This window comes from Sphingopyxis sp. NJF-3 (assembly GCF_053514865.1).
In genome coordinates, this window is record NZ_CM130726.1 from 1,023,495 (window position 1) to 1,046,338 (window position 22,844).

The window sequence follows — 22,844 nt, forward strand, 5'->3', positions numbered from 1 at the left end:
TATCTATGTGTTAGGGTGACCGGGCAAGCTTGATGGAGATATTATGAGCGAACTCGTCTATTATGATCTCAAGGACACACCCAATGTCCGGTTGAGCCTTCCCGCCCAGATGGCGCGCGAGATGGGGCGGCGGATTGTTGCCGGCACATTCCAGCCCGGCGAACTCATCGAGGACGAGAATTCGCTGGCCGAACGCTATGCGGTGAGCCGGGTTGTCGTACGCGAAGCCGTGAAGATTCTCGTCGAGAAGGGCATGTTGTCGGTTCGCCGCGGGATCGGCACCCATGTGCGCGCGCGCAACAACTGGAAGCTGCTCGACGACGATGTGATGGCGTGGCACCTCTCTGCCCCGCCGCGCAAGCAATTCCTGTCGCAGCTCGCCGAGATACGCCTCGCGATCGAACCCAAGGCGGCGCGCTGGGCTGCCGAGCGCGCGACCGACGAGGAAGTTCAGGATATTCAGCTCGCCTGCGACCGCATGGCCGAAGAACAGGGATCGGCCGAACGCTTCATCATCGCCGACGCGCTGTTTCACAAGGCCATCCTCCATGCAGCGCATAATGAGTTCATCGCCGCGATCGAGGGGGTGACCTATTCGGCGCTGCTCATCAGCGTTCGGATCACCAACAAGGATCCCCGCGAAAATGGCGCTTCCATCCCTTTCCATCGCGACGTCGCCAACGCGATCGAGAAACGCGACGGCGCGAAGGCCGAAAAATTGACGGCCAAATTGCTCGAGGATGCCGTCCGTCGGCTCAACCTCGAATTTGGCGACGATCCCTTGATCTAGCGCGGCTATCTGCGGCCGTTTCCAACCTCCACCGATGAGCAAATACCACCGATGATCAGCAAAATCCTCTCCCTCTGCACAGCGGTTTGCATAGCAGCCTCTCTTCCTGTCGCGGCGCAGACACGTCCCGCCAGCCAGACCGAACAGCCCAACATCATCCTCATCTTCTCCGACGATGCGGGCTATCATGATTTCGGCTTTCAGGGCGCTCGCGACATTCTGACTCCGAATCTCGACGCGCTGGCGCGCAGGGGCGTGCGATTCACCCGTGGCTATGTCACCGACGCGACATGCGGACCGTCGCGCGCGGGGCTGCTGACAGGACGCTATCAGCAGAAGTTCGGCTATCAGGAAATCAACGTCCCGGGATTCATGAGCCCCAATTCGAAATTTCTCGGCGACGACATGGGTGTACCGCTCAGCCAGACGACGATGGCCGAACTGCTCAAGACGCGCGGATACCGGACCGCGATGTACGGCAAATGGCACCTCGGCAATGCCGACCGCTTTCATCCACTCAGTCGGGGCTTCGACGAATTCTACGGCTTTCGCGGCGGCGATCGGAGCTATTTCGCTTATCGCGCAGGCGATGCCAGCGTTGCGCGCGACAAGCTGATGGAGCGGGGTTTCGGCAAGCTGGAGGAGCCGAGCCGCTATCTGACCGACCAGCTCGGCGATGAAGCGGCAGACTTCATCGATCGCAACGCCGAGAGTCCCTTCTTTATCTATCTTGCCTTTAATGCGCCGCACACGCCGATGGAAGCGACGGACGAGGATCTGGCGCGCTTCCCTTCGCTCACCGGCAAGCGTAAAACCTATGCGGCGATGATGCTGTCGATGGATCGCGCGATCGGAACGGTGATGGCATCGCTCGAGAAGCACGGACTCAGCGATAATACGATCGTCGTCTTCACTAACGATAATGGCGGGCCGACCGACAAGAACGGATCGATCAACTGGCCGCTTGCGGGCACAAAATCAAACCACCTCGAGGGCGGCATCCGGGTGCCTTTCCTTCTGAGCTGGCCGGCCCGTCTGCCTGAGGGAATTGTTTATGACCGACCGGTGAGCACGATGGACCTGCTGCCGACCTTCTTTGCCGCCGCCGGCGGCGATACAAGCGTGCTGCGCAACGTCGACGGCTCCAATATCATTCCCTTTATCGGAAACGCGGGTTCGGCCTCGCCGCATCGCTATCTGTTCTGGAAAAAGGACGTTCGCGCGGCGGTGCTTGACGGCGAATGGAAGCTCATCCGCTTTGCCGACCGACCGGCACAACTCTTCAACCTCGCGCGCGATGAAGGCGAGCAACGCGACCTTGCGGCGCGCTTTCCCGAACGCGTGTTCGCATTGTTCAAGCGGCTCCACGAATGGGAGCTGACCCAGCAGCGCCCGCTCTGGACGCTCGATCAGCAGTTCGAGGAATATGACACCGATCGCATGGACCGGTATCGCAAGCCCGCGCTCGATGCCTATACGACGCCCTGGGACTGGAAAGCCGACGGCACGACCGATCAGTCGGAATAAAAGGCCGATCGTCCGCCATCGACGATCAGCGATTGGCCGGTCATGAAGCTCGATTCATCGCTCGCGAGGAAAAGGGCGGGATAGGCCATTTCCTCGGGACTTGCGTTACGTCCGAGCGGATGGGTCTCACCGACGGCCTTGCGGATGCCCTCAGGGTCGTCGGTCGCGGCCCAGCCGCGCAGGGCGGTCGGTGTTTCGACCATTCCGGGGCACAGGGCATTCACGCGGACATTGTCGCGGCCATATTCGACCGCAAGGCTTCGCGTCAGGCCGATGACGCCATGTTTGGTGACGGCATAAGGGAAATGGCCTGTCACGATCTGAAACGAATGAACCGACCCGAGATTGATGATCGAGCCCTTTTTTGCACTGCGCATGAAGGGAAGGACGGCGCGGCTGCACTCCCACATGCCCTCCAGATTGACTTGAAAAATGTCGCGCCAGGTCTCTGGCGTGGCTTCGACCGGGTCGTCGGTGAACGTAATATAGCCGGCATTGTTGATAAGAATATTCGGTTCGCCGAACCGGGCGCAAGTCGCGGCGACCATCGCCTTGATACTAGCCGCGTTGGCGATATCGGTCGGGACAAAATGGACGATGCCGCCGTCGCCCGAAATGTCCGCGACCGCTTTCGTGCCCAACTCTTCATTGCGATCGGCGATGCAGACGTGCGCGCCCTCGCGCGCGAAGAGTTCGCTGATGGCGCGGCCGATACCGTCGGCCCCCCCGGTCACGATGGCAATGCGGCCTTCGAGCCGTCCCGGCATGATGAATCTCCTTGGCAGCATGGCTGCAAATCGCTGAAAATGGGCTAGTCCCTGACGAGCTCGCGCTCAAGCTGCTCGATCGATTTGCCTTTCGTCTCGGGCAGGATGAAGGCCATGACCGCGACCCCGATTCCCGCGACGATCGCGAAGATCAGGAAGGTCGAGGCCGCGCCGAAATTTTCGAGCTGCCAGGGGAAGAAATAGGAGATGATGAAGCCCGCGATCGTCTGCACGAGCGCGACGAAGGGCATCGCCACGCTTCGCACAGCGTTCGGAAATATCTCTGAAAAGATGACCCACATGATCGGACCGATCGAGAGATTAAACGCCGCATAAAAGGCGAAAATGCCGAACAGGACGAAGATCGGATTGATGTCGATCGTCGAATTGATCACCGGCCCGGTCACAAGCGGAAGTTCCTGCATCGAATAGACGGACGCAAGATCGCGCTTGAGCGCGACGTCGCTGTCATAGGTGCGGCCGGACAGGGGCGCGAGCTTGCTTGAATCGACGCCCTGCTCGGCGATGGCCGCGATTGCGCTTTCGTCGATCCGGTATTTGGCGCTGTCGAAACCGTGCCAGGTCGACAAATGGGCAACGAAAATGAGTGTCAGCCCGGCAATGGTCAGGAAACGACGCCCCCATTTCTCGACAAACAGGATCGCGATGATCGTCCCGAGCACCGCCGTGCCCCCGAGGATGATGGTCTGGAAAAAACTGTCCTCGACGCTCATGCCGATCTGTTCGAACACCATCGGTGCAAAGAACAGGACCGCGTTCATGCCCGTCGCTCCCTGGACCACGGCATAGACCGCGCCGATCGCGATGACATAGCCATAGTGACGGCTGAACAGCTCCCTGAGTTGGGCCAAGGGACGTTGGCGGGCTTCCTCCGCGATGCTTGCTTCTACGTCGGCGACCGTTGCCGGAATTTGGTGATCGGGAATCGTCCGCCGAAAGACGAGGAGGGCGTCTTCCTGCCTGCCTTTGCCCATCAGCCAGCGCGGCGATTCGGGCACGGTGAGCAAGCTCGCGACCCAGATGACATTCGCGATCAGTTCAAAGCCGAGCATGTAGCGCCAGACATTCTGCTCGGTGAACAAGGTCGATGTCGGCAGCGATTTGACCAGAAAATAATTGACTATGAAGGCCACGAGACTCCCGAGCACGATCAGCAGCTGCGACATCGAAACGAAGCGCCCGCGCTCGTCGGCAGGCGCGATCTCGCCGATATACATGGCGGAAACCGTGATCGATGCGAAGGCGACCCCGCCGATGAAGCGCCCGATCACGAGCATCTCGAAGTTGACGGCCAGCGCGGAGAGAATCGACGACAGCGAATAGGCGAGGGCGATGGCGAGGAGGATCTTCTTGCGCCCGAAGCGTTCGCACAGCCATCCCGTGAAGAAGAGGGCGACGATGACGCCGACGATCGAACAGGTTGCGACGAGCCCCACCTCGAACGAATCGAGCGCGAAGAGTGCGCTGATATAGCGAATCGCCCCTGACAGGTTCGCCGCATCGAGCCCGAACACAAAGCCGCCAAAGGCGGCGATAAAGGCATAGCGCGTCGCACTGCGCTGGGTGGCGGTTGCCAGCATCGAATTTCCTCTCCCTCTGCCCTGGTTCCCGTCGATAGCCCGACGGAACCGATTATCTACGGGCGACTGCTGGCGCTATGCCATATTAGTTTGACCTTCGCAAACATATGATGAATGATGTAGAGCGATGGCGCTGAGCTGGGAGATGAGGCAAGCGCGCATAGGAGAGGATAATATCATGCACACCCGGCCATATGTCGGCGTCGACTGGGGCACCAGTCGTATGCGCGCCATGTTGATCGAGGAAGAGGGGCAGGCGCCCGATCGCGACCATGTCGTTTATGGCGACGGCATCGCCAGGCTCGACCGTCCGATCGCCGACGTCCTCCTGTCGGCTATCGAACCGTGGACCGACAAACATGGCAAGCTCGATATCGTAATGGCGGGGATGGTCGGATCGAATATCGGATGGCGCCAGACTCGCTATCTTCCGTGTCCCGCCAGCCTTGCTGACCTCACCGACCAGGCCGAGCGGTTCGAGCAGTGTGGCCACCGCATGGCGATCCTGCCCGGCGTGCGCTGCACCAATCCGATGGGGCAGCCCGACCTGATGCGTGGCGAAGAATTGCAAATGCTCGGTTGGCTGGCTGCGAATGCGGGTGTGTCGCAGGCCGACCGGCTATACTGCCTGCCCGGAACGCACACGAAGTGGTGTCGGATGGACGGCGGGCGCCTCGAATTTTTCAATACGTCGCTCACCGGCGAGCTTTTCGCGATGCTCAAGGAACATTCGATCCTTGTCCCCAAGGACGATGTGATATTCGCCAAGCCGTTCGAGAAGGACACATTTCTCAAGGGTGTCGACGTCATTCTCGACCAGCCCAGCGCGCTGCTTCATTCACTCTTCTCGACGCGAACGCGCAAACTCGTTCAGGGCGAAGCGGCGGGCGACGGCCCGAGCTATTTGTCGGGCCTGCTCATTGGTTCGTGCGTGCAGAACGCCTTCGATCTTTATGGCATCCCCGCAGCCGGGATCGAGCTTGTCGGTGATCCCTCCCTATGCCGCAAATATGCGCATGCCATCGAGCGCATGGGACAGTCGTGCCGGATCCTCGACGGGGTCGACGCCGTTCACGCCGGCTTTCTTGCGTTATAGTTTCAAATTGAAGGATCGACGATGATGACAAGCATCGAACAAGCGCTCGCGCACATGCCTCTGGTGGCGATTTTACGTGGCATAAGGCCCGACGAGGCCGCTCCTGTGGCCCGCATTCTCTACGATGCGGGCTTCCGCTGCATCGAAGTGCCGCTGAACTCGCCTGACCCCTATGCGTCCATCCGCGCGATGGCCGATGCCCTGCCGGGCGACTGCATCACCGGCGCGGGAACGGTACTCGATGTCGCGTCGGTCGCGAAGGTTCGCGCGGCGGGGGGACGGATTATCGTGACTCCCAACACCAATGCCGACGTCATTCGCGCGACCATCGCGGCGGATATGATTGCGGTGCCTGGCGTTGCAACCGCGACCGAAGCCTTTGTCGCGGTCGAGGCGGGGGCACGCCACCTCAAGCTCTTTCCGGCAACGACATACGGCACAGGACATTTGAAGGCACTGTCCTCGGTTTTGCCAACCGATGTCAGCATCCTCGTGACAGGCGGGGTGAGTTCGTCGACTATCGCCGAATGGAAGACGGCGGGCGCGGCGGGATTCGGGATCGGGAGCGAATTATATCGGCCCGGCGATTCGGTCGAAGCCGTGAAAACCAGGGCCGAGGCCTTGCGCGCTGCCATCGGCGGTTGAGTTTGCTTGGGGAGGTTCGCAGCAACCATGAAGATCACCGATGTCAAAGCCTATCCGGTGTGGGTCGGGCACCGTAACCTCTGCCTCGTCAAGGTCGAGACCGACGAGGGGCTTCACGGTTGGGGCGAGTCAGGCCTGTCGAGCCGCGAAAAGGCGGTGGTCGGGGCGATCGACCATTTTCGCGAGTTTCTGATCGGCAAGGATCCGACGCGCATTGGCGCGATCTGGCAGGAAGTCTATCGTGGCCAATATTTCGAAGGCGGGCGCGTCCTCACCGCTGCGCTCTCGGCGATCGACATCGCGCTCTGGGACATTGCGGGTAGGGCGCTCGACGTTCCGGTGCATCGCCTTCTCGGTGGCAAGCAGCGTGACCGGGTCGACTGTTTCGTGACGAGCATCAAGCCCCACGACGCGACGATGATCGAAGAGGTCAAAAGCTTCGTAGCGGACGGGTGGAAAACCGTGCGCCTCGCTGCCGGCGATTTGGGATCGAGCGATCGGACGACGATCATCGACATTCGCAAATCGATGGCCGATACCGCAGCCGCGCTCAGGGAATTGCGCCAGGAGATCGGCGAGACCGTCGCGCTCGGCATCGACCTTCATCATCGGCTCAGCGTCGCCGAAGCGGCGTCCTTTTGTCAGAAGCTGCCGCCCGCTACGCTCGATTTTCTCGAGGAACCGATCCGCTACCAGTCGGTCGAGGCCTACAGAACGCTAAGGCAGATGACCGACATTCCTTTTGCAATCGGCGAGGAATGTTCGGACAAATGGCAGTTCATGCCACTCATAGAGTCGGGTCTCACGAATTTTGCGCGGATCGACGTGTGCAATGTCGGCGGGCTTACCGAAGCGATGAAGGTCGCGGCCTTTGCCGAAGCCCATTATATCGACGTGATGCCGCACGATCCCCTGGGGCCCATCTGTACCGCGGCGACGCTGCAAATGGCGGCCGCCATCCCCAATTTCTTCTCGCACGAAATCGCGCCCTATGAATTGCGCGACAAGGAGGATCTCTCGCGCTATTTCGAACATGTCCCCAGCGTCGAGCAATGCACCTATTCGATCGGCGACCGGCCCGGGCATGGCGTTCTCGTGAACGAGGAAGCGGTTGCGGCGTGCAGCTTCAAATATTGGGAAGCGCCGCGAATGCAAAAGCCCGACGGCTCTTATACGAACTGGTAGTCGAGCCGCGCGATCCGTCGAACATGGCTTGCAATCCTGAAACATATGATGTTTATAAACATCATAGAGAATCGAGGCGCGCAAAGTCGCGCCCGCTGAAAGAGGGAGCGGATCCATGAGGATTTCAGACGTGACGTCGATCATCGCTTTAAGCGTCGGCAGCGCGGCCCTGGCGAGCGGCGCCCAGGCCCTGGAGCCTGACCGCCCGATGCTTCCGGCCGATCAGCAGGCCGGGTGGGAGTTGGTCCAGACACTGTCGGACGAATTCGGCGAAGCGAAGGTCGATCCTTCTCGTTGGGATGCCGATGTCGACGATTGGGGTCCCTGGACGTGGGATCCGGACAATGCGGCGGTTGAAGACGGGCGCCTACGGCTGACGATCCGCTACGCACCCCACCGCGCTTCGCGCCGTGCTCCCGCAGCGAGCGGCCCGAGCGAGCAGCAGCTCTATTATAAATCGGGGATTGTCCGTTCAAGGGACTATCAGACCTATGGCTATTACGAGGCCCGCATCAAGGGCGTGCCGACTTTCCCGGGTTCCAGTCCGGCCTTCTGGATTTATAGCGTCGCTGACACCAACAAACGGCACGGTTTCGAACGCAAGGAAGGCGCGGTCACTTATTCCGAAGTCGATATCGTCGAGCTTCAGCAAGGCGGCTTTGTCGAAAATGCGGTCGGGCGCGACGGCCCCGAGGTGATCGACATGAACCTCCACATGCGGATGATCGAAGGCGGCAAGGAGATATGGAAGCGGCCGGGCAGTTTTCCCGAGATGACCAAAAACCGGATCGAGGCCAAATTCGATCCGCGCGACGACTTTCACGTCTATGGCGCTCGCGTGTCACCCGACGAAGTCATCTGGTATGTCGATGGAGTCGAGGTCGCGCGAAAGCCGAACCTTTATTGGCACCTTCCCATGTATGTCACGCTCTCGCTGGGTCTGCGCTCGCCGCATGTCACCTATCGGGACTGTGCCGGGGGCTTCTGGCGCTGTCCCGTCCCTGCGGCGGCGACGGCTGATGGCTATCCAAGCACGATGGAAGTCGATTGGGTGCGCACGTGGCGCCGGTCGGACGAGCCGCGTCTGGGTGCGCCCGCGATGGTCAAATCGTCTGTTGCGGCGCCGCACAGCAGCGCTGGCGCATCGTCGCCGTTCAAGCCGGGCGTCGATGGCGACGTTGACGGGCGCCTTTCGCCCGCCGAATTCGTGATGTTCATGGGGACGCGCGAGCTCCAGATCCGCGACGCCGACAAGAACGGCAAGATCTCCGCGGCTGAGTGGCTCGGTGGCAACGAAGGCGGGTTTCAGAAGCTGACGCTCGAGCGTTTCAACGCCGACGGAAACGACGAAATGAGCGCCGACGAAATCGTGCGCGTCTATCTTTGGGTCTTTTCCAATCGCGACAAGAACAAGGACGGGCATTTGTCGAGCGACGAAAGTCCACCTTTCGCCTTGATTCCCTGAGATTCCTTACTGTGTTCGCTCACGCGAGCAATGGATGTCTTGCATTTCGAAACATATGATGTTTAATTAGATGTGTTGTCGATTCGGTCCATGCCGGGCAACTGGGAGAGGGAGGCGCCGGATCATGCCGGTCTTTAAAATGCCGTTGGTCGCACTCTGATGCGAATTACCGCCATCAAGAGTCATGTGCTGCAATATGATCTCGACGAAGAGCTCGGTTATTCGCAGCAATATTATGCGAAGCGTACCGCGCATCTCGTCGAGGTTCAGACCGACGAGGGGGTCACCGGCTGGGGCGAATGCTTTGGCGGCGGGGCGGTGGCCTTCGCCAACAAGACGATCGTCGAGCGCGTCATCGCGCCACTTATCGTCGGGATGGATCCGCGCGACCGCGAAGTCATCTGGCACAAGGTGTATAATCTTCTACGCGATCATGGCCAGAAGGGCATGCCGATCCAGGCGCTCTCCGGCGTCGATATTGCGCTCTGGGATATCGCCGGAAAGGCGTGCGACTGCCCCGTCTATCAGTTGATGGGCGGTGCGTTTCGCGACCGCATCGAGGTCTATGGCTATGGCATGATGCTGCAGCGCAAGAATGACCTTGCCCGCCGCTTCGCCGAAGAAAGCGTGAAGATCCGCGATGCGGGCTTCGGCGCGATGAAGATGAAGATCGGTCTTGGGCCCAAGGCGGATATCGAACTTGTCGAAGCGGTGCGCGGCGCCATCGGCGATGCGACGGGGCTGATGGTCGATGCCAATCACGCTTATACCGCGCGCGAGGCGATCGGGCTCGGGCGCGCCCTCGAACGGCTCGACGTCGCCTGGTTCGAGGAGCCGGTCGCACCCGAGGATCGGCAAGGCTATCGCGATCTGTGCGAGGCGCTGGATATCAATATAGCGGGCGGTGAGGCCGAATTCACCCGCTGGGGCTTTCGTGACCTCATCGGCGGACGCTGCGTCGACATCCTTCAGCCCGAGGTTTGCGGCCTTGGCGGCATCACCGAATATCTGAAGGTGCTTGCGCTCGCCCAGGCGCATTTCGTGCCGGTGGTCAATCATGTGTGGGGTTCAGCGATCGCGGTCGGCACGAACCTGCACCTGCTCGCCGCGCTCCCCGATTTTCCTGGCGGGGCGCATCCGGTCCAGCCGATGCTTGAATATGACACGACGCCCAACCGCTTCCGCGAGGAATTGCTACAGGAACCGTTGCGAATTTCCGAGCAGGTCAAGCAGAGCGGCGGAAGCGTTGCCTTGCCGACAAAGCCCGGCCTTGGTGTCGATCCCGACCCTGATTTCATACGGCATTTTGAAGTGAGTTGAGAGCGATTTCCGCGCGCGCGCGCCGATGGCCTTGCTGTCACCGCCGCTCGGAGCATCGACGAATATGACGACAAATATTACAAAATTTGGGGAGAGTATCATGTCCATGACTATTAACCGGAGCGGGGAGGCTCGGTTCGGCCGGAGCCTTCTTCTATCTGCCTCTTTTGGCGCGCTGCTCTATGCCGCGACGCCCGCGCTTGCGCAGGTCGAGGAACCCGCATCGCCTCAGGCAGACAGCGCGTCTGTGGACGATAATGTCGATGATGATGATGCGATCGTCGTGACCGGCTTTCGCCGGTCGCTCGCCGATGCCCTCGACGCGAAACGCGAATCCGGCAATATCGTCGACGGGATCAACGCCGAAGATATTGGCAAGTCGGCCGACCAGAATATCGCCGAAGCTCTGCAGCGCGTGACCGGCGTGTCGATCGAGCGCAGCAATGGCGAAGGATCGACGGTCACGGTCCGCGGCGTCGACGCCAATCTGAACAACGTCACGCTCAACGGCGTTACCGTTACCAATGCCGCCGGCGACGTGCGGAACGGGAGCGCCGGGCAGGCGGTCGATTTCAGCTCCTTTACGTCGGATATCCTCTCGCGGATCGAGGTCGCAAAGACCGCGAGCGCCGACGACAATGAAGGCAGTCTCGGCGCGACGATCCGCTTGACGACATTCAAGCCGCTCGCCGTCAAGGAAGACCGCCGCGTGATCGATATCCAGGCGCGCTACTCGCCGTTCGCCGACCCCGGCTTCAGCGTCGGCGACGATATTTTTGGTGGGGATTATCGCGTCAATCTAGCATTGTCCGAGAAGTTCGCGAACGACACCATCGGCGTGTCGCTCGTCGCAACGTCGGAGCAGACTTCGGGCCGGACCGATGCGCTCAATATCCCGCGCTACGAGGCGACGAACAATATCGCTGGCCCTTTTTCCAACAACACCGGCGTGCTTTTCACTGGTGGCCTTACCAATATCGAAACCGGGCAGATCGAACAGAGCGGAGCCGCACCGGAAGACAAGCAGCGGGTGCTCTTGCCTTTCGAGATTGCCTACGACCAGCTCTTCTTTGAAACGCAGCGCAACAATGTGACCGGGACGGTTCAGTGGCAACCGACGCCGGACACCGATATTCAGATCGACGCGACCTATACGCATGTAAACCGGAAGCGCGACCGGGCGCAATTGGCTATGCGCGCGGCGCCGCAGTTCTTCCCGTTACGCGAAGGGCAATTCAATGTGTATGACCCCAATACGTCAACGCTTCTGAACTATCGCTCGATCGCAACAAATTATGGTCCGGGCGATGCCCGTAATCCCGGCTATGTCCGCCCCGTACAGGAATATGAAGACACGTACGAAGAAACCTTTGTTCTTGGTTTCGACGCCGAGCACAAGGCGGGGGACTTTACCTTCAACTTCTCCGGCGGGCATTCGAGCAGCAAGGGCCGTGATAACGAGTATATCTATGCCACGGCCCAAATCGAGAATCAGGATTTGGCGGGGCCGCTGAGTTTCGACAACGGATTCAACGGCTTCGACAATCGTCCGGGATTCACCAAGGGCTATGACTGTGTAGCGGGAGGAATCTGCTCGATCTTCATCAGCGACACGGTACCCAATCGCACGCAAGGCGGCACCAATGGCGCCAACCCGAACCTCGCGATTGTCGATGACGGTTTCGAGTTCGATATCGGTTCAATCAACTCGCGCGACCGCGCCATCGACGACAAGGCTACGAGCCTCTATTTCGATGTCGATTGGGAAACGCGTTTCGGCCCCATCAAATCGATCGAGATCGGCGCGAAGTGGGACAAGCGCAACCGCGTCCAACGCCAGACCAACACCTTCCTCGACCGCTTTGCCTTCAGCGATCCGCGCGCCAGCATCCTGCCGTTCGTCGTGCCCGGCGAGAGCGCCCTGCGCGACGGCTTCGGCGAACAGATCGGTCTTCCGCGCGACAGCATCACCGACGGCATCGTCAAGTTCGATCCCTTCGCGCTCCGCACAGCACTTCAGGAGCAGCGCGGAAATGCCGGCATCACATCGCCCGACGGCCGCGATTTTCGAGATCTGACGCTTGAAGTGTTCGGCGGCTATTTGCTTGCCAATTTCGAATTTGCCGATGGCCGAGTGTTCGGCGATCTTGGCGGTCGCTGGGTGAAGACCAACGTCGATGTGCGTGGTGGCTCGCTGCCGACGCCCAGCTTTCTTCAATTCGCAGAGCGACCCGAAAACCTTGCATTCTTCGGCTATTTCGGAGCTGGAAATGCGGCGAATACCGCCACGCTCGCGCAAGCGCGTGCGGCCGTCATCAACGTTCTGGGGCCCGATCTGGTCGCCCAGACCAACCCCGCGTTCGTTCCTCTGCAGGCCGTCGACGCCACGGATCGCTTCAGCTACGACAATTTCCTTCCGTCGCTGAACCTCAACTGGCTTGCCAAGGACAATCTCGTCGTCCGTTTCGCGGCGTCGCAGACCATGGCTCGGCCGAATATCGACCGGCTGCGGCCGAATTTCCTGTTCAACGAAAATACCTTTTCCAATTCTTTCGCGACCGCGGGCAATCCCAGCCTGCGGCCCTTCCGATCGACCAATCTCGACCTGTCGGTCGAATGGTATTTCGATAGGAACTCGCTTCTCTCGGTCGCTTTGTTCAACAAGCAGTTGAAGGATGCCGAACGCTCCGTGTCGGAGACCTTCTACATTCGCGATTTCCGCAAGCTCCTCTTTGACGCGAACGGCTTGTTTGATCCTGACAGCAGCTTCGACCCGTCGGCTTCGACATTGTTGCTGCCCTACACGCCCAATGCCCAGCCGCTCGGCGATTGCCTGCCGAACCGGGTGCTCGATCTTTCGCTGCAAAATCCCACCCAGGAGTGCGAAATCGTGCAGTTCAACCGCCCGGTCAATGCCGGCAGCGGGTATGTGCGCGGTGTCGAAGTGTCGCTGCAGCACAATTTCACCTATCTCCCCGGCATCCTGAGCGGGCTCGGTTTCGTCGCCAACTATACCTATGCCGACTCCAAGCTGAAGGAGCAGACGATCACCGACGCGCTCGGTAACCCGCAGGTGTTTCGTGCCGCACCGTTGCCGAACACGTCGAACCATACGTTCAATCTGACCGGATTTTACGAGAAGGGCGGGATCCAGCTTCGTGTGGCCTACAATTGGCGCTCGGACTATCTTGTCTCCTCGGCGCCCGAGCAAGGCGGCTTGCGACGCTACACGGAAGGTTATGACTCGCTCGACGTTTCGGGCGGCATCGACATTACCGACCGCCTCCAGTTCAACTTCCAAGCCGTCAATCTGCTCGACACGGTGCGGCGCGATTATGCCGTACTTGAAGCCGATGAGCCGGTTCCGAATGCCATTGCGGGCGAGTCACTCTCACTTGGAAGCGTGCCGAAGGGGCGCACGCTTCTCCTCTCGAACACCGGACGCATCTTCCGGTTCGGTTTCCGCTATACCTTTTGACGCGCTCTGAGATGAGGATCGGGGCCGTTCGTCTGTCAACGGACGAACGGCCCTTCGAGCATCTTTTGACACCAACTGTTGGTTCGAGATCGACGAGCGTCCAACACCAAAGCGCCGACTTGTGTCGCCGGGAAGCGACAAGCCGCATCGATGATACAATCGAATGGTTTTTGCCCGGCTTCAATGGTGTGATCGCCTTCGACCAGACGCAAGCGATGGACAATTTCGCTGGGCGGCACGCTCCCTTTCGCAGCTCAGATCATGCGCAGCGCGTCGTGGTGCAAATTGATGCGCCAGTTCTATCCGCTATTCCTGCCAGCATTTCACAGATTTTCATCGCCGGGAATCGCAGCCCCTTCACAGAATATCATTGCGGAAGCTGCGGCGACTTGCGTGCTATCCGGCCAATTGCTCGGCACGTGCGGCGTAGAATTTGTCGGGAGCCTGCCATCGATCCGGAATATACTCTTCACCCCAGCGGGCGAGTTGCTGAATCGTGGGCAACAGCGCTGCCCCCTTGCGGGTGAGCGCGTAGACGCCGCGCGCGGCGCCCCGGCGCGTGGTACGCCGCTCGACAAGACCGGCCGCTTCCATTCTTCGCAGCCGCTCGGAAAGGATATTTGTGGAAATCCGCTCGGGGACTGAAAGCAAGTCGGAATAGCTGCTCGCGCCCATGACCATAGAGCGCAGGATCACCAACGTCCATTTGTCGCCGATTAGATCGAGGGCCGAAGAGATCGGACAGCCGGAGCGAAAGCCTTTCATAATCGCGATATCCTAACTTGCAAAATACAAGTTAGGATATATACCAACCCCGACCACTTGGCATAGCGGAGAAATCACATGCTTCCGATCACTTCGATGGTTGCAGCGCTGGCTGCAATTCGCTCATTGCCTTGAGCCTCCCGGTCAGCCTGCTTCGCATGAAGGTGGGCACGGAGATCGGCGTGGGCGACGATCCGGCATTGCTGCGGCGCATCAGGGCGCAGGGCAATTTTGTCGAATATGTACCGCTCGGTCTCATCCTGCTTGGGCTCGCAGAACACCGACAGGTAGCAACTGCGCTGTTGTGGACGATAGCGGCGCTGCTCGTCATTGGCCGCGCTCTCCATGCAGCGGGAATGTTAAGCGGCCTGACGCCGGTACGCGCGGCCGGAATGGTCACGACCTATGGCGCACTGCTCGCGGGAGCCGGAGCGCTGGTTATCCAGTGACGATGCGGACTGGGTTGCTGCAGCGCCCTGACCGATGCCAGGCCGATATTAAAATTGTCAACAATTGACTATTACGTTAGAGGTGACCTCCGATTTCCACAGGTTTGCGCAATCGTGGTTCAGCGGAGGAGTGTAGCTTTGTCGAAGAATTTTTCCCGGCGCGATGGATTGAAGATCGCCGTGGCCGGCCTTGCCGCGACGGCGGCATCTCCCAAGGGTTCTTCCTTGGCGGTACAGGCAAGCGGAACCGGCGGCCTTGCGAAGCGGGTCAGCGATGATTGGAGCAATCGATTCGATCGGGTTTGGATTGGCGGGGAATATTGGGCCAACCCGATGGAAGATTGGCGAATAGTCGACGGCACCGCCGAGTGCCGGACATCTGGTGGCAACCGCAGCATCCACTCGCTAGTCCATCAACTCGTCAATCCGAGCGGGCGTTTCGAAATCTCGGTATGCCTTCGCAACGTGGGTGCAGGAACTGGCAACGGTGGGGCCGCGATCAGGATCGGCGCGAAGAGCGAAATCAATGAGTATCGCAGCAATTGCTTTGTTCAGGAGGGCCTTGACGCCGGTGTGACGGACCAAGCCCTTCGGTTGGGCAAGCTCTCGGCTCGCTTGTCCCGGTCGATCGGTCGCGACGAGATGGAACTCAAATTGTCGGGCGAACCGCGCGGGCGGGTCTACGCACTGATGTTCGAGGTGCGCGCGGCGCGGACCGGAGAATTGCTGGGCAAGATCGAAGAATTCGTCCCAGCCGACGAAATAATGGGCAACGTCGCCATCGTGAGCAATTTTGCTGTCGCTTCGACCGATGCAAGCGGTGAAGGGGGGTCACGCTTTCGTTTCAGGCGCTGGCAAATGGAGGGGGACGCCTTCGACGAGAAACCCGACCGTCGTTTCGGGCCCCTCCTGTGGGCGATGTATAGCTTGAACGACACGCGGACCGATGAAGGCCATGTCCTGAAGCTGAGCGCGCTCACGGGGCCAATGGGTTCGCGCGATGCGCAGCGGGTCGAATTGCAGATCCGCGACGGCGAACGATGGAAATCGCTGGGCACGTCCGCTCTCGACCCCGATGCCTGGGTCGCGACATTTCGTATCGCGAACTGGAACGCGCGCGCGGATATATCCTATCGGCTCATCTACCGCGAAAAGCTGCGCGATGGGACCGAGCGACCCGATTTCTACCTGGGGACGATCAAGGCTGACCCGGCTGGCCGTCCGCTGAAGATGGCGGCGCTGACATGCCAGAACGACTATGCTTTTCCTTATGAGCCCGTCGCCAACAATGTCGTCCGGCTGAAGCCGGACATCGTCTTTTTCTCAGGCGATCAGATTTACGAGAATCATGGCGGCTTCGGGCTCGTTCGTGCTCCCGCCGATCGGGCCATCCTCAACTATCTTCGCAAATTCTACCAGTTCGGCTGGGCGTTCAGGGACGCGATGCGCCACGCGCCGACCGTCTGTCTGCCCGACGACCACGATGTCTTGCAGGGCAATCTGTGGGGTGAGGGCGGTGCGCCCATGTCGGCCGAAGCCACGGCGCTAGGCCGCAGCGATGCCTGGGGCGGTTATATCGAGCCGGTGCGCGTCGTGAATGCGATTCACCGAACCCATGTTGCGCATCTGCCCGATCCATACGATCCCACGCCATCGCTGCAGGGAATAAGCACTTACTATACGACGTTGATCTACGGAAATGTCGGTTTTGCGATTCTCGCCGATCGGCAGTGGAAATCGGGTCCGGACCGGTTGGGGATCGTCGTCGGCGAAACGGGGCAGGGCGAAGATCCCGTTTTCGTGAATCCGGCGTTCGACCGGCCCGACCTGCAATTGTTGGGGGGACGACAGGAGGCGTTCCTCGAAAAATGGTCGGCGGACTGGGACGGCCATCGCTTGAAGGCAGTTTTGAGCCAGACCGTGTTTGCGGGGCTGTCGACGCATCAGCCTGAACCCGACCGCTATTTGAAATATGATTTCGACAGCAGCGGTTGGCCCGCGACCGCGCGCAATCGTACCGTGCGGATCATGCGAAAATCGAAGGCGCTGCATATTTGTGGCGACACGCATCTTGGCAGCTTGTCGCAATATGGCGTCGAAAAGCAGCGCGACAGCAACTGGGCATTCTGCACGCCGGCGATCGCCGCCGGTTGGCCCCGCTGGTGGCGGCCCGAAGCTGCCGGGCTTCCCGTGTCGAACCGGCCGGCACACGGACTGGATGCGACGGGCGAATATGCCGACAGTTTCGGGAATCTCGTTTATGTTTATGCGATCGGCAATCCCGAAGTCGGGACCGCGCCCAACCGCTATATCATGGCGCATCAGAAGGGCAGCGGATTTGGCGTCGTCGAGTTCGACACGGCCGCGCTTACCTACAGGATGCATGCCTATCGCTTCCTGGTCGACGTGACTGCGGGCCAGGCGGACGCCCAGTTTCCCGGGTGGCCGCTCACGATCGGCCGGGACGAGAATGAAGGCGAAAACAGGGTGGGGTGAGACTTGGCGCGGCTCGCATTGAATCTCAGGGTCGGTCGGCCGCACCGATCCGCGGCACGAGAAGCTGGATGACAAGCAGCGCCGCGAGATAGGCAGAGGCTGCGGCGATGAAAATTGCGCCATAGCCGTCACCGGCATCGAGGTGATGGCCAACGAGCCACGCCATCGCCATTCCGCCGATCGCACCGATGGTCCCGCCGAAGCCCGCGACCGACGCCGCCTGCCCGGAAGGGACGAGATCGGAGACGAGTGTCAGGAGGTTCGAAGACCAGGCCTGATGCGCGGCGACGCCCAGGCTGATCAGTAGCACGGTCGGCCACAGCGAAGTCAGAGTCGGCGCGAGCGCGACGGGGAGCGCGGCGATGGCGCAAAGCAGCATGGTTCCCTTGCGCGCGGCATTGACCGGCACGCCGCGCCGCATCAGCGTCGACGACGTCCAGCCGCCGGCGATGCTGCCCACGTCCGCGATCAAATAGACGGTGAACAGCGGCAGCGCGAACTCGCTGATCGCGAGCCCATGGGTCTTGGAAAGAAAGTCGGGCAGCCAGAAAAGAAAGAACCACCAGACAGGATCGGTGAGAAACTTGGCGATCGCATAGGCCCAGGTGCCGCGGTATCGCACGAGTTGACGCAACGGGACGCGATCGGCGGCTTTCGCCTCGATGCTCCGCTGCTTCGGATTCCAGACGAGCCAGGCACCCACCCAGATCAGCCCCGGGACTGCGGCGATAAGGAACACCCAGTGCCAGCCGAAAGCGGCGAGGATGAGCGGGACCATGAGCGGTGCGATCATCGCGCCGACATTCGACCCGGCGTTGAACAGGCCGGTCGCAAAGGCACGCTCGCGTTGCGGGAAATGCTCCGCGACTGTTTTAATAGCGGCTGGATAATTTCCGGCTTCGCTGAGCCCGAGCGCAAAGCGCGCTGCCGCGAATCCGACGAGCCCCGTCGCCAGCGCATGCGCGCCGATCGCGACGCTCCAGGCCCCGGTCGCCAGCGCATATCCGGCCCGCGTCCCGATCCGGTCGAGCAGCCACCCCGCGCCGGTCAGACCGATGGCGTAGGCGAACTGGAAGGCGAGGACGACAAGACCATAGTCGCTTTCGGACCACCCGATTTCTCCGTCGAGCACGGGTTTGAGGATGCCCAGAAGCTGGCGGTCGAGGTAGTTGATCGTCGTCGCGAAAAACAGGAGCGCGCAGATTCGCCATCTGATCGGAGAGCCTTCAGGCGCTTCGGTGCCGGACACGGTATTGCTTTCGCCTGTAGCTGTCATCTTGTCCCTCTCACCGATATTATTATCTGATGGGCCCGTGTAGCATATTGTTGACAATTGACAACCAAGCTGATTGAACGTCAGCGCTAAACGGATCGCGCGATGGCTGCGATCGGGACGAGGATGTCATGGATCACCAAAGGAAGACGATCATTGCCGCGCTTCGCCGCGCGGGCCTCGGGCTGGCAGATGATCGTTTCGAACTCCGACCGCTCGACGGTGGCGTTTCTTCCGACGTCTGGGAGGTGACGGTGGGCGATCAGCGTTATTGCATCAAATCGGCGCTCGCTCAGCTCAAGACGACGGCCGAGTGGAGCGCTCCGATCGGACGCAGCAAGGCCGAATGGAACTGGCTTCGCTGGGTCGGCACGCGCTTTCCCGATTTTGTGCCGCGTTGCCATTTCTTCGATCCGGCAGGGCCGGCGCTCGTCATGGAATATCTGCCCCCCGATCGCTACCCAAATTGGAAGCGCGAATTGTTCGCCGGTCGCATTTCGAACGGGTTCTCCAAAATGTTGGGCGCCCGGCTGGCCGAAATTCATGCGGCGTCGGCATGCGATGAGAACATCGCGAAAGCATTTTCGAATAACGCGGATTTCGGGGCGCTGCGGATCGAGCCCTATTTTCGCCATACGGCCATGCGCGAGCCCGGTGTGGCCGCGCGCCTCAACGCGCTTGCAGACGAGCAGGCACTCGCGCGCATCGCGCTTGTCCATGGCGATGTCAGTCCGAAGAATATTCTTTGCGGTCCCGCAGGGCCGGTGTTCATCGATGCCGAATGCGCGAACTACGGCGATCCGGCCTTCGACCTCGCCTTCTGCCTCCATCATCTTTTCATCAAGGCACTCGTCATTCCCGGCGCGAAGCCAGCACTCCTTGAGGCGGCGACCAGCTTGTCGCGCGCCTATTTCGCGAAGGTGGACTGGGAGGATGTCGCGGCGATTGCCAATCGCGTGGCGGCGCTGGTTCCCGCGTTGATGCTTGCGCGGGTGAGCGGCAAATCGCCAGCCGAATATCTGGACCGCGACCTGGGACAGACCGTGCGCGGTGCAGCCCTCGCGCTGCTCGCCGCGCCGCTCGCCGACATTCACTCGATAGGTCAGTTTTTAGCAGGATATTCGCATGAACCCGGATGAAATCGTCGAAGTTCGCGGCCGACGAGTGTGGGATTCGCGGGGGCGACCTACCATCGAGGCCGAGGTGCATTTACGCGGCGGGGCATTCGGTCGCGCGATTGCACCGGCAGGCGCATCGTGCGGCGCGGGCGAGGCGATCGACCTGCGCGACGGGGGCGACGCCTTTGGCGGCCTCGGCGTTCAGCATGCGCTCCGCAATATGGCCGACGCGATTGCGCCCGCCCTTCTCGGACTTGCCGCGACCGATCAGGCCGCGGTCGATCGGCGGCTCGAAGACCTCGATGGCACTGCGAACTTTTCGCGCATCGGCGGAAATGCTGCGGTCGCGACGTCGCTCGCGGTGCTCCATGCCGCGGCGGCAAGCAAGGGCATGCCGCTGTGGCAGAGTATCGCGGACACATTCGGAACCACGTCTTCGATCCCGCTTCCGGAAATCCAGATTTTCGGTGGTGGCGCCCATGCCGCCGCACGTGTCGCGGTGCAGGACTTCATGATCATGGTGCCGGGCGCCGACGGTTTCGACGAAGCGCTGGCGATAACGGCAGAGGTGTACCGTGCCGCCGGTGCGATCATGGCCGAACGCGGCCCCGTCCATGGTGTCGCCGACGAGGGGGGATGGTGGCCCGATTTCGATTCGAACGAAGACGCGCTCGATACGCTCGTCCGCGCGATCGAACGCGCGGGGCAGGTGCCGGGGGACAAGGTCGTCATTTCGCTCGATATCGCGGCGACGCAGTTCGCCCGTGCCGGGAGTTATGCGCTGTCGCATGGTGATGCGCCATTGAGCGAGGACGCGATGATCGACGCACTCGCCCGCTGGGTCGATCGCTATCCGATCGTGGCCGTGGAGGATCCGCTCGCCGAAACGGCCGAGGAGGGCATGGTGAGTTTCACCCAGCGGTGCAGCGAAATCCAGGTCGTCGGCGACGACTTCCTCACTACCAACGCCGATCGGGTGCGCATCGCCGCCGCCGCCGGCGCGTGCAATACGGCGCTGATCAAAGTCAATCAGGCCGGCACCGTCAGCCGCACAGTGGCTGCGCTGAAGGCCGCGCAAGCCGCAGGTTGGGGCGCGATCGTTTCGGCGCGCTCTGGCGAGACCGAGGATGTCTCCATAGCGCATCTCAGCGTCGGACTGGGCGCCGGGCAGTTAAAGGTCGGATCGTTCGCGCGCGGCGAGCGCACGGCCAAATGGAATGAAGTGCTCCGCATTGCCGAACAGGCGGGTGAGGAAAAATTCGTCGGCGGCGCGCCGCTCGCCGGCACCTGGTGGAATCGCGATCGAAAGGAATAGACGATGCGGCTGGTACGGTTTGGAGAATTGGGGCGCGAACGCCCGGGCATCCGCGATACACAAGGCGTGCTGCGCGATGCCTCGGCGGTCGTCGATGACTATCGTCCCGAAACGCTAAGCGAAGATCTGATTGCGCGGCTCGCGGCTGCCGAGCTTCCCAAGGTCGATGAAGCCAATGTCCGCTATGGTCCACCGCTCGCGCGCGCGGGGACGATCTGGTGCATCGGGCTGAACTATGCGCTGCACGCCCGCGAAGCGGGCCTCGAGGTTCCCGCCGAACCGATTGTGTTCAGCAAGGCCGCCTCGACCCTGTGCGGGCCCGGCGACGACATCCTGTTTGCGAAAGGGATGACAAAACTCGATTGGGAGGTCGAACTCGCGGTGGTGATCGGCAAGCCGGCGCTCGCGGTGGCGCAGGCCGACGCGCTCGACCATGTGCTCGGCTATGCTGTTGTCAACGACCTGTCGGAGCGTGCCTGGCAGATGGAGCGCGGCGGGCAATGGATGAAGGGAAAGAGTTTCCCGAACTTCTGCCCGCTGGGGCCAGCGATCGTGACGCGCGACGAAGTCCCCGACCCGCAGGATTTGCACCTCTGGCTGGAGGTCAACGGCGAGCGGGTGCAGGATGGCCGCACCGACGACATGATATTCGGCGTAAGCGAGATCGTCGCCTATCTCAGCCAGTTTGCGCGGCTGATGCCCGGCGATATCATCTGTACGGGAACCCCGAGCGGCGTCGGCGCGGGCTTTACTCCGCAACGCTGGCTGCATCCGGGCGATACCGTGCGCCTTGGCATCGAGGGGCTCGGCGAGCAGTCGCAAAAGGTCGTCGCGCTGTGAACCGGATCGACCTCGAAGGACGTCATGCCGTTGTCACCGGCGGCGCTCAGGGAATTGGTGCGGCGGTATGCGATCGATTTCGCGCGTCTGGTGCGCAGGTGACGGTCTGGGATCTGGAAGGCGCCGGCGCTGGCGGTATCGACGTCGACGTTTCCGATCCCGAAAGCGTCGATGAGGCGATGCGATTGACGCGTAAGCGCGGCGCAGGGATCGACATTCTGGTCAATAGCGCCGGCATCGCGGGGCCGACCGCGGCGACCTGGGACTATAGCGTGGAAGATTGGGAGCGGGTGCAGGCGGTCAATGTGCGCGGGACGTTCCTCGCCTGCCGCGCGGTCATCCCGGCGATGATCGACGCGGACTATGGCCGTATCGTCAACATCGCTTCGATAGCGGGCAAGGAAGGCAATCCCAATGCGGCAGCCTACAGCGCGTCCAAGGCAGCGGTCATCGCGCTCACCAAATCGCTTGGCAAGGAACTTGCGGAGAAGCGGATCGCGGTGAATTGCGTGACGCCTGCTGCCGCGCGCACGCGCATCTTCGATGCCGTGAGCGAGGAATTTGTCGCGTTCATGCTGGCAAAGATTCCGCGCGGGCGCTTTCTCGAGCTCGATGAAATCGCCGCAATGATCGCGTGGCTCGCTTCGGCGGAGAACAGCTTCACGACGGGCGCGGTGTTCGACCTTTCGGGCGGGCGCGCGACCTATTGATCCC

Annotated in this window: 18 protein-coding genes; 14 read left to right on the forward strand and 4 right to left on the reverse strand. The window is 61.1% G+C overall.

The window, feature by feature from the left end:
* The first annotated feature begins 43 nt into the window (after window positions 1–43).
* Both ACOTSS_RS04810 and ACOTSS_RS04815 read left to right on the forward strand, forming a co-directional pair.
* On the forward strand, window positions 44–790 hold the full coding sequence (locus ACOTSS_RS04810; protein ID WP_448690393.1) for a FadR/GntR family transcriptional regulator: 747 nt from the start codon (window positions 44–46) through the stop codon (window positions 788–790).
* Between the two features lie 51 nt (window positions 791–841).
* Window positions 842–2,317 carry a sulfatase-like hydrolase/transferase gene (locus ACOTSS_RS04815; RefSeq protein ID WP_448690394.1) on the forward strand — a complete coding sequence of 492 codons (1,476 nt, stop codon included), beginning with the start codon at window positions 842–844 and terminating at the stop codon, window positions 2,315–2,317.
* On the opposite strand, the gene ACOTSS_RS04820 is transcribed toward ACOTSS_RS04815, so the two are convergent.
* A complete protein-coding gene (locus tag ACOTSS_RS04820) occupies window positions 2,305–3,084 on the reverse strand; it encodes a glucose 1-dehydrogenase (protein ID WP_448690395.1) in 780 nt (259 codons plus the stop codon). The genes ACOTSS_RS04815 and ACOTSS_RS04820 overlap by 13 nt on opposite strands.
* A gap of 44 nt (window positions 3,085–3,128) precedes the next feature.
* Window positions 3,129–4,685 carry an MFS transporter gene (locus ACOTSS_RS04825; RefSeq protein WP_448690396.1) on the reverse strand — a complete coding sequence of 519 codons (1,557 nt, stop codon included), beginning with the start codon at window positions 4,683–4,685 and terminating at the stop codon, window positions 3,129–3,131.
* A gap of 178 nt (window positions 4,686–4,863) precedes the next feature.
* On the opposite strand from ACOTSS_RS04825, the gene ACOTSS_RS04830 reads away from it, so the two are divergent.
* The 6 genes from ACOTSS_RS04830 (at window position 4,864) to ACOTSS_RS04855 (ending at window position 13,874) form a co-directional block, all read left to right on the forward strand.
* Window positions 4,864–5,781 (forward strand): 2-dehydro-3-deoxygalactonokinase, encoded by a 918-nt coding sequence (locus ACOTSS_RS04830; protein ID WP_448690397.1) that lies wholly within the window; start codon window positions 4,864–4,866, stop codon window positions 5,779–5,781.
* Window positions 5,782–5,805: 24 nt separating this feature from the next.
* Complete coding sequence (locus tag ACOTSS_RS04835; RefSeq protein WP_448690398.1) at window positions 5,806–6,426, forward strand: 2-dehydro-3-deoxy-6-phosphogalactonate aldolase; 621 nt, start codon at window positions 5,806–5,808, stop codon at window positions 6,424–6,426.
* 27 nt (window positions 6,427–6,453) lie between these two features.
* Complete coding sequence (locus ACOTSS_RS04840) at window positions 6,454–7,611, forward strand: mandelate racemase/muconate lactonizing enzyme family protein (protein WP_448690399.1); 1,158 nt, start codon at window positions 6,454–6,456, stop codon at window positions 7,609–7,611.
* Window positions 7,612–7,726: 115 nt separating this feature from the next.
* Window positions 7,727–9,076, forward strand: a complete 1,350-nt coding sequence (locus tag ACOTSS_RS04845; RefSeq protein WP_448690400.1) for a family 16 glycosylhydrolase — start codon at window positions 7,727–7,729, stop codon at window positions 9,074–9,076.
* A gap of 159 nt (window positions 9,077–9,235) precedes the next feature.
* On the forward strand, window positions 9,236–10,396 hold the full coding sequence (locus ACOTSS_RS04850) for a mandelate racemase/muconate lactonizing enzyme family protein (RefSeq protein WP_448690401.1): 1,161 nt from the start codon (window positions 9,236–9,238) through the stop codon (window positions 10,394–10,396).
* A gap of 100 nt (window positions 10,397–10,496) precedes the next feature.
* Window positions 10,497–13,874, forward strand: a complete 3,378-nt coding sequence (locus ACOTSS_RS04855; protein WP_448690402.1) for a TonB-dependent receptor — start codon at window positions 10,497–10,499, stop codon at window positions 13,872–13,874.
* Between the two features lie 396 nt (window positions 13,875–14,270).
* Here the strand turns inward: ACOTSS_RS04855 and ACOTSS_RS04860 are convergent, their stop codons facing one another.
* The gene (locus ACOTSS_RS04860; protein ID WP_448690403.1) at window positions 14,271–14,639 is read right to left on the reverse strand and encodes a winged helix-turn-helix transcriptional regulator; all 369 of its coding nucleotides are present in this window, start codon (window positions 14,637–14,639) and stop codon (window positions 14,271–14,273) included.
* A 158-nt stretch (window positions 14,640–14,797) separates the two neighbouring features.
* Between ACOTSS_RS04860 and ACOTSS_RS04865 the strand changes: the two genes are divergently transcribed.
* Window positions 14,798–15,088 (forward strand): MAPEG family protein, encoded by a 291-nt coding sequence (locus ACOTSS_RS04865; protein ID WP_448690404.1) that lies wholly within the window; start codon window positions 14,798–14,800, stop codon window positions 15,086–15,088.
* A gap of 138 nt (window positions 15,089–15,226) precedes the next feature.
* Window positions 15,227–17,584, forward strand: a complete 2,358-nt coding sequence (locus tag ACOTSS_RS04870; RefSeq protein ID WP_448690405.1) for an alkaline phosphatase D family protein — start codon at window positions 15,227–15,229, stop codon at window positions 17,582–17,584.
* A gap of 25 nt (window positions 17,585–17,609) precedes the next feature.
* On the opposite strand, the gene ACOTSS_RS04875 is transcribed toward ACOTSS_RS04870, so the two are convergent.
* Window positions 17,610–18,833: an MFS transporter gene (locus ACOTSS_RS04875; RefSeq protein WP_448690406.1), complete on the reverse strand. Its 1,224-nt coding sequence runs from the start codon at window positions 18,831–18,833 to the stop codon at window positions 17,610–17,612.
* Window positions 18,834–19,111: 278 nt separating this feature from the next.
* Between ACOTSS_RS04875 and ACOTSS_RS04880 the strand changes: the two genes are divergently transcribed.
* Genes ACOTSS_RS04880 through ACOTSS_RS04895 form a run of 4 tightly spaced genes read left to right on the forward strand, consistent with a single transcriptional unit; the run spans window position 19,112 to window position 22,840 of the window.
* Window positions 19,112–19,996, forward strand: coding sequence for a phosphotransferase (locus ACOTSS_RS04880; RefSeq protein WP_448690407.1), 885 nt, complete (start codon window positions 19,112–19,114; stop codon window positions 19,994–19,996).
* Window positions 19,983–21,290: a phosphopyruvate hydratase gene (gene eno / locus ACOTSS_RS04885; protein WP_448690408.1), complete on the forward strand. Its 1,308-nt coding sequence runs from the start codon at window positions 19,983–19,985 to the stop codon at window positions 21,288–21,290. The genes ACOTSS_RS04880 and eno overlap by 14 nt, the downstream gene beginning before the upstream one ends.
* A 3-nt stretch (window positions 21,291–21,293) precedes the next feature.
* A complete protein-coding gene (locus tag ACOTSS_RS04890) occupies window positions 21,294–22,130 on the forward strand; it encodes a fumarylacetoacetate hydrolase family protein (RefSeq protein WP_448690409.1) in 837 nt (278 codons plus the stop codon).
* Window positions 22,127–22,840 carry an SDR family NAD(P)-dependent oxidoreductase gene (locus ACOTSS_RS04895; RefSeq protein ID WP_448690410.1) on the forward strand — a complete coding sequence of 238 codons (714 nt, stop codon included), beginning with the start codon at window positions 22,127–22,129 and terminating at the stop codon, window positions 22,838–22,840. Before ACOTSS_RS04890 ends, ACOTSS_RS04895 begins: the two co-directional genes overlap by 4 nt.
* The last annotated feature ends 4 nt before the right edge of the window (window positions 22,841–22,844 follow it).